Genomic DNA, 4708 nt, shown 5'->3' on the forward strand with positions numbered 1-4708 from the left:
CCTTGGCAACCTGCTCAACGAGCACAGGGCACTCCACCTTGGGGTGGTCGACGGCACCTTCTTCCTGGGCAACCGGCTGCTGGTCGCCCCCACCCCGGCAGTGGCGGAACTGGCTGAGCGCCTGAGCAAGAAGGAGGTCTACGCCATCACCATCTCCGCCGGCGTTACCCCCGACGAAATCTTCCAATTCGCGTCTCTGCTCGCGCGCCGGGACAGTAACGCCGACCTGCTGCCGGGTGAGATGGAACGGCACGGCATCCAGGCGATCCGCCTGGGCATCGACCAGCTGACCGCCGGTGACGACGCCGAACAAAGGGCCGGTGCCGCTTCGGGCATGTACCTGGAAGCCATCAACGCGGTGAGGGACACCATGCGGGAGGTGGAGAAAGGGAGGATTCCTTCGGGGGACTGGATCAAGTCGGTGGCCAACAACATGGTGTCGGTGACCATGGAAGACAACACCACCCTGCTCGCCCTTTCCATGATCAAGAATTACGACGACTACACCTTCCACCACTCGGTCAACGTCGGCATACTCGCCCTGGCCTTGGGCTCCTTCTGCGGGCTGGATCGTGATGCGCTGCAGAAGCTGAACATGGCGGCCCTGCTCCACGACATCGGCAAGACCAAGATCGACAGGACCATCCTGAACAGCCCCGGCAAGCTGTCCGATGAGGAGTTCAGGGAGATGAAAAGGCACCCCGAGGAAGGGGCCAAGATCGTCCGGGAGATGAAGGAGATCAACCCCGAGGTCGCCGACGTGGTGCTCGGCCATCACATCAAGTACAACCGCACCGGCTATCCCGAATGGGCCAGCACCCAGTCCTTCAGCATGTTGGCCGAGATGGTCGCCGTCGCCGACTGTTACGACGCCATCACCACGCTGAGGGCCTACCAGATCCCCACCTCTCCGAAGGAGGCGATCGACATCATTCACCGGCTCTCCGGCAGCACCCTCAACAGCGAGCTGGTCGAGAAGTTCACCACCATGATGGGGGAGTATCCGGTGGGGAGCCTGGTCCGGCTGGACAACAACGAGATCGCCCTGGTGGTGAAACCGAACCCCATTGAAAGCGCGGACCCCGCCCTCAAGGTGGTCATCGATGCCCAGGGGGAGATACTGAAACAGCCGAAGCTGGTGAGTCTCGCCAGCGAGAACGGCAACTGCTATGCGTCCATCATCGCCACCGTCGATCCGCTGCTGAAGAATCTCGACATCGCCAGCTATCTCCTCGCCAGCTAAAATCCCCGCCCATCACCCGGCAAAGATCTGCACTTAATCAATCCCTGGCACCACGCCCCTCTTCTGCACGACAGCCTTCTTGCCGATCAACTGATAAACGCCACCGTTTCTTGTCCGGCTCCACAGCGTTGTTACCGATCAGCTTATAACACCACCACCGTCAACGCCCGGTGCCACTGCTGGCTCCCGGCTCTATCGGTTACTGATGTCTTTGAGGTTTCCACTGGCGTCAAAGTAGCTGATATGGACGTTGCCCAGGGAATCCAACGCAATTGCCGTGTCTGCGCCGGCATTGCCGTCCAATGCAATGATGCGCCAGGAGCCTCCGGCATTGGCGGCGAACCTGAGCCCGCCATAGGTCAGGTAGCTGATATAGGCGTTGCCGGCCGCATCCAGCGCAAGGGAGACTCCCGGCAATGCTCCCGAGCTCTCGATGACCTCGACGCCCCATCCCCCCGCTGCATCCTGATGGGCGTACCTGATCTGGCCGGTGTTGTCGTTGTAGGCCACATGCCCCCTGCCATTCCCATCCACCGCAGATGCCAGGCTTTGCACGTAGCAGCTGTCGACGGTCTGGATGACCCAGCGCCCGCCTTGATCCGTTGCGTACTTGACACCGTATCCAGGATAAGGCCCGGCATAGGCGATCTGGGCGGCGCCGGCCGGATCGACGGCAAGGGAGAGTCTGCCGGATGGCAGGGTGCAGCCGGCATCCTGACTGGATGTGCTCACCACTCCCGTTGACCAGGCTCCCGAAGAGTTGGTCCCGTAGCGGATGTCGTTGCCTGACGACGTTCCTGCCATGTAGGCTACCGACACGTGTTTTGAGGAATCGACCGCAATCGAGGAGCCGCACCAGCCTAGGGGATCGACGACCTCCGAGACCCAGCTTCCCGCCGAGAACACGGCATGGACCACCCCTCGATTCAGGTAGCTCAGATGGACGGTATCGTCTGAATCCACCGCTATGCCGGCATCGATGTAGAAGGAAGAGGGCGCGGGCTGCGAGATCCATGCTCCGCTGAAGTCGGTCAGGTAGTTATTGTGATAGCTGTAGGTACTGCAGTATCGGTCCCCCGTCGGCAGGGTGCCGTAATTGGTGCATTCGCTATACGCATAGTTGACGTGCGTGATCCCGGCGGAATCGATGGCGAGAGAGGTGCTTCTCTGCTCGGCCGCAGCGGTTGTGGATGCCACCGTTTGCGAGATCCACCCGGGGGATGCGAATACCGTTGGCGACTCCGAACTTTCGTAGGCACCGTTGACGGCCGTCACGAAATAGTAGTAGGTGGTGTCATCGGTGAGACCGGCATGAGTGTACGGGCTGGAGACCCCGGCGATCTTGGTCGCGGTTTGCTTGGTGAGAGTAGGTGAAGTGGACCAATAGAGGTTGTACGAGGTGGCGCCGGAGACGCCGTCCCATTGAAGAGTGACCTCTCCTTTTGCAGAAGCTATTGCCAACCCTTGCGGCGTGGAGGGTATGCGGGTGATCTTAAGCGAGCTCGAACCGGAACTCCCCGCCCCCGCTGCAATGATGTCGATGATATTTTCACCCGGCGCAATTGGTACACCGTAGGCCGCCCACTTGTGGCTGTATGAGGTAGTGCAGTAGGAAAACAGGCAGGCACATGAGCCGACGATGCCATGATAGGCCTCGCCAGCAGCGCCGGTGGTCCGGTTTTTCCAGGACACGCTGATGGATGAGGTTTGCGGAGGCAAGATGGGGGGGCACCCTCCGAAAGCAGTCTCCGATTTCGGACAGGCATCACAGGTGGTTTGCCCTCTGAGATCGACGGCAGTGGAGGCTACAGCGGAGGTATCGTAGGAGGGAGGATCAATGATCACCGAAAGCGAGTTGCTAGGCGGTGCAGCACTGTTTGGCGAGCCGCCACCGCCGCAGCCGGCCAAGGCAAGCAAGGCAAAGAGGGACCGCGCCAAAGCGGAGTTCACACGCTGTCTCATAAAACCCCTCCACCATACATGGCACAGGCTGACACAACACCGTTGGTGCAGGAATATATGTTAATAAGCCGGGATTGTAAATTGGAAAAGAGTGGTGGCAGAAGTAGGCTAAAAGGCTGGGGATGGTCCCGCACTTGAGGTTCCACTTTGGAACCTCAAGGCAGATTCATCGTTCGTCAACTGGAACATGAAGTCGAGGAGGAATCGATTTACAATGGGGGTAAAGACCAGGTCCTGATCCTACAGTCTCTTCATTTTATAATAACGAACCATAGCAGGCAGTTCCTGCACAAGCAGCCAAGCGGTTATGCCGGCGCAGGTATAGATGAGGCTCTTGCGGATGATCTTGGCTTGCGCTTTCTTCATGGTGTCCTCCTCTGCTTGGCTTATCAGCCACCTCAAGCCTACTGGATCCTGAGGCGACCCGCTAACTCCCGCACCATTTCGGCGGCCGGCTGCACGGCGGCGGCCACTTCCGGGGTCATCTCCATGGACATGGACTCGATCCGATCCTCGGTCGGCTCACAGCCGACCAAAAGCAGCTGAGGCGGCAGTGTCCCCAGTTGACTGGCCATGGTCAAGACGATCTGCGGGCTCATCTGGTGAGAGTCCAGAGAAATAGGTTCGCCGCTCGGTTGATCGAGCTCCATGAGGTACAGGTTTCCCGGCGAGCCGCCCCGGGGGGCGAGGTCAACCAGGATGGCGGCGTCATAGCCTCCTACCAGCGCGTAGGCGAGGTCGAGGCCGCGCACGCCGAAGTCGCAGACTACGATGCCGTCCGGCAGCGGGTGATCGAGCAGTCGCTTAACTACCTCCACTCCGAAGCCGTCGTCGCCCAGGAAGACGTTGCCAATGCCGGCTACCAGCACCCGCCGGAGAGCCCGTTCATACTCGGCGGGAATCAGTTCCAGCTCGTCGGGGGCGAAGAAGAAGCGGTGGGCCGGATGCCGCAGTTCTCCGAGGTCGCGCCCGGGATCGTCTTCGATGACCACCCCGACGTGGATCCCGCCGAGATCATCCTCGTCGATCCCCTCAACGACGGCCACCCGGCCAGCCAGCGCCATGTCGAGGACATCGCCACCGGGCCGCGGCTTCAGCCTGACTCGGGTGCCCGCCCGGAGCACGCCCCCTGCCAGCTTCACCTCGCCAGCCCCGCAGCTCGCCATGGTCTCCAGGAAGCCAGCTCCCGGCCCGTCGAATCCCGGCGCGCTCATGACGGCGACAGGTTGGGCATCTCGGGCAGGATCGGGTCGCGGTCCTTGCTGTTGATGCCGGTTGAACGGCGGGCGGTGGAGCGGTCGCCGGGAAGGTGGCCGGGGGAATGGTCGTAGGCGCCGGGCTTATTGCCGCTGCGCACGCCCGGCACGTGGGTCGGATCGGCTTGGGAGACGGCCGGTGATCCGATGCGGATGCCGGACTCCTCGGTTTCTTCTTCGGTGTTCATTGGAAACCTCCTTTTTACCTACCCCATCCTCACCCTGTCCCTCCCCTTGAAAGGGAGGG

Annotated in this window: 5 protein-coding genes; 1 reads left to right on the forward strand and 4 read right to left on the reverse strand. The window is 61.1% G+C overall.

Translation table 11 applies throughout. The annotated features are described in order from the left end of the window. Window positions 1–1243: HD-GYP domain-containing protein (locus VJ604_RS19195; RefSeq protein ID WP_324085311.1), on the forward strand; the 1243-nt coding region annotated here is incomplete at its 5' end. 192 nt (window positions 1244–1435) lie between these two features. Here VJ604_RS19195 and VJ604_RS19200 read toward each other — a convergent pair. The 4 genes from VJ604_RS19200 to VJ604_RS19215 form a co-directional block, all read right to left on the reverse strand. Next, window positions 1436–3205, reverse strand: a complete 1770-nt coding sequence (locus VJ604_RS19200; protein WP_324085313.1) for a phage tail protein — start codon at window positions 3203–3205, stop codon at window positions 1436–1438. A 240-nt stretch (window positions 3206–3445) separates the two neighbouring features. After that, window positions 3446–3571, reverse strand: a complete 126-nt coding sequence (locus VJ604_RS19205) for a hypothetical protein (RefSeq protein ID WP_324085315.1) — start codon at window positions 3569–3571, stop codon at window positions 3446–3448. 38 nt (window positions 3572–3609) lie between these two features. Next, on the reverse strand, window positions 3610–4419 hold the full coding sequence (locus tag VJ604_RS19210) for a hydrogenase maturation protease (RefSeq protein WP_324085317.1): 810 nt from the start codon (window positions 4417–4419) through the stop codon (window positions 3610–3612). After that, complete coding sequence (locus VJ604_RS19215; RefSeq protein WP_324085319.1) at window positions 4416–4649, reverse strand: hypothetical protein; 234 nt, start codon at window positions 4647–4649, stop codon at window positions 4416–4418. The genes VJ604_RS19210 and VJ604_RS19215 overlap by 4 nt, the downstream gene beginning before the upstream one ends. Window positions 4650–4708: the final 59 nt, after the last annotated feature.

Source organism: Geomonas sp., assembly GCF_035254065.1.
Lineage (GTDB): Bacteria > Desulfobacterota > Desulfuromonadia > Geobacterales > Geobacteraceae > Geomonas.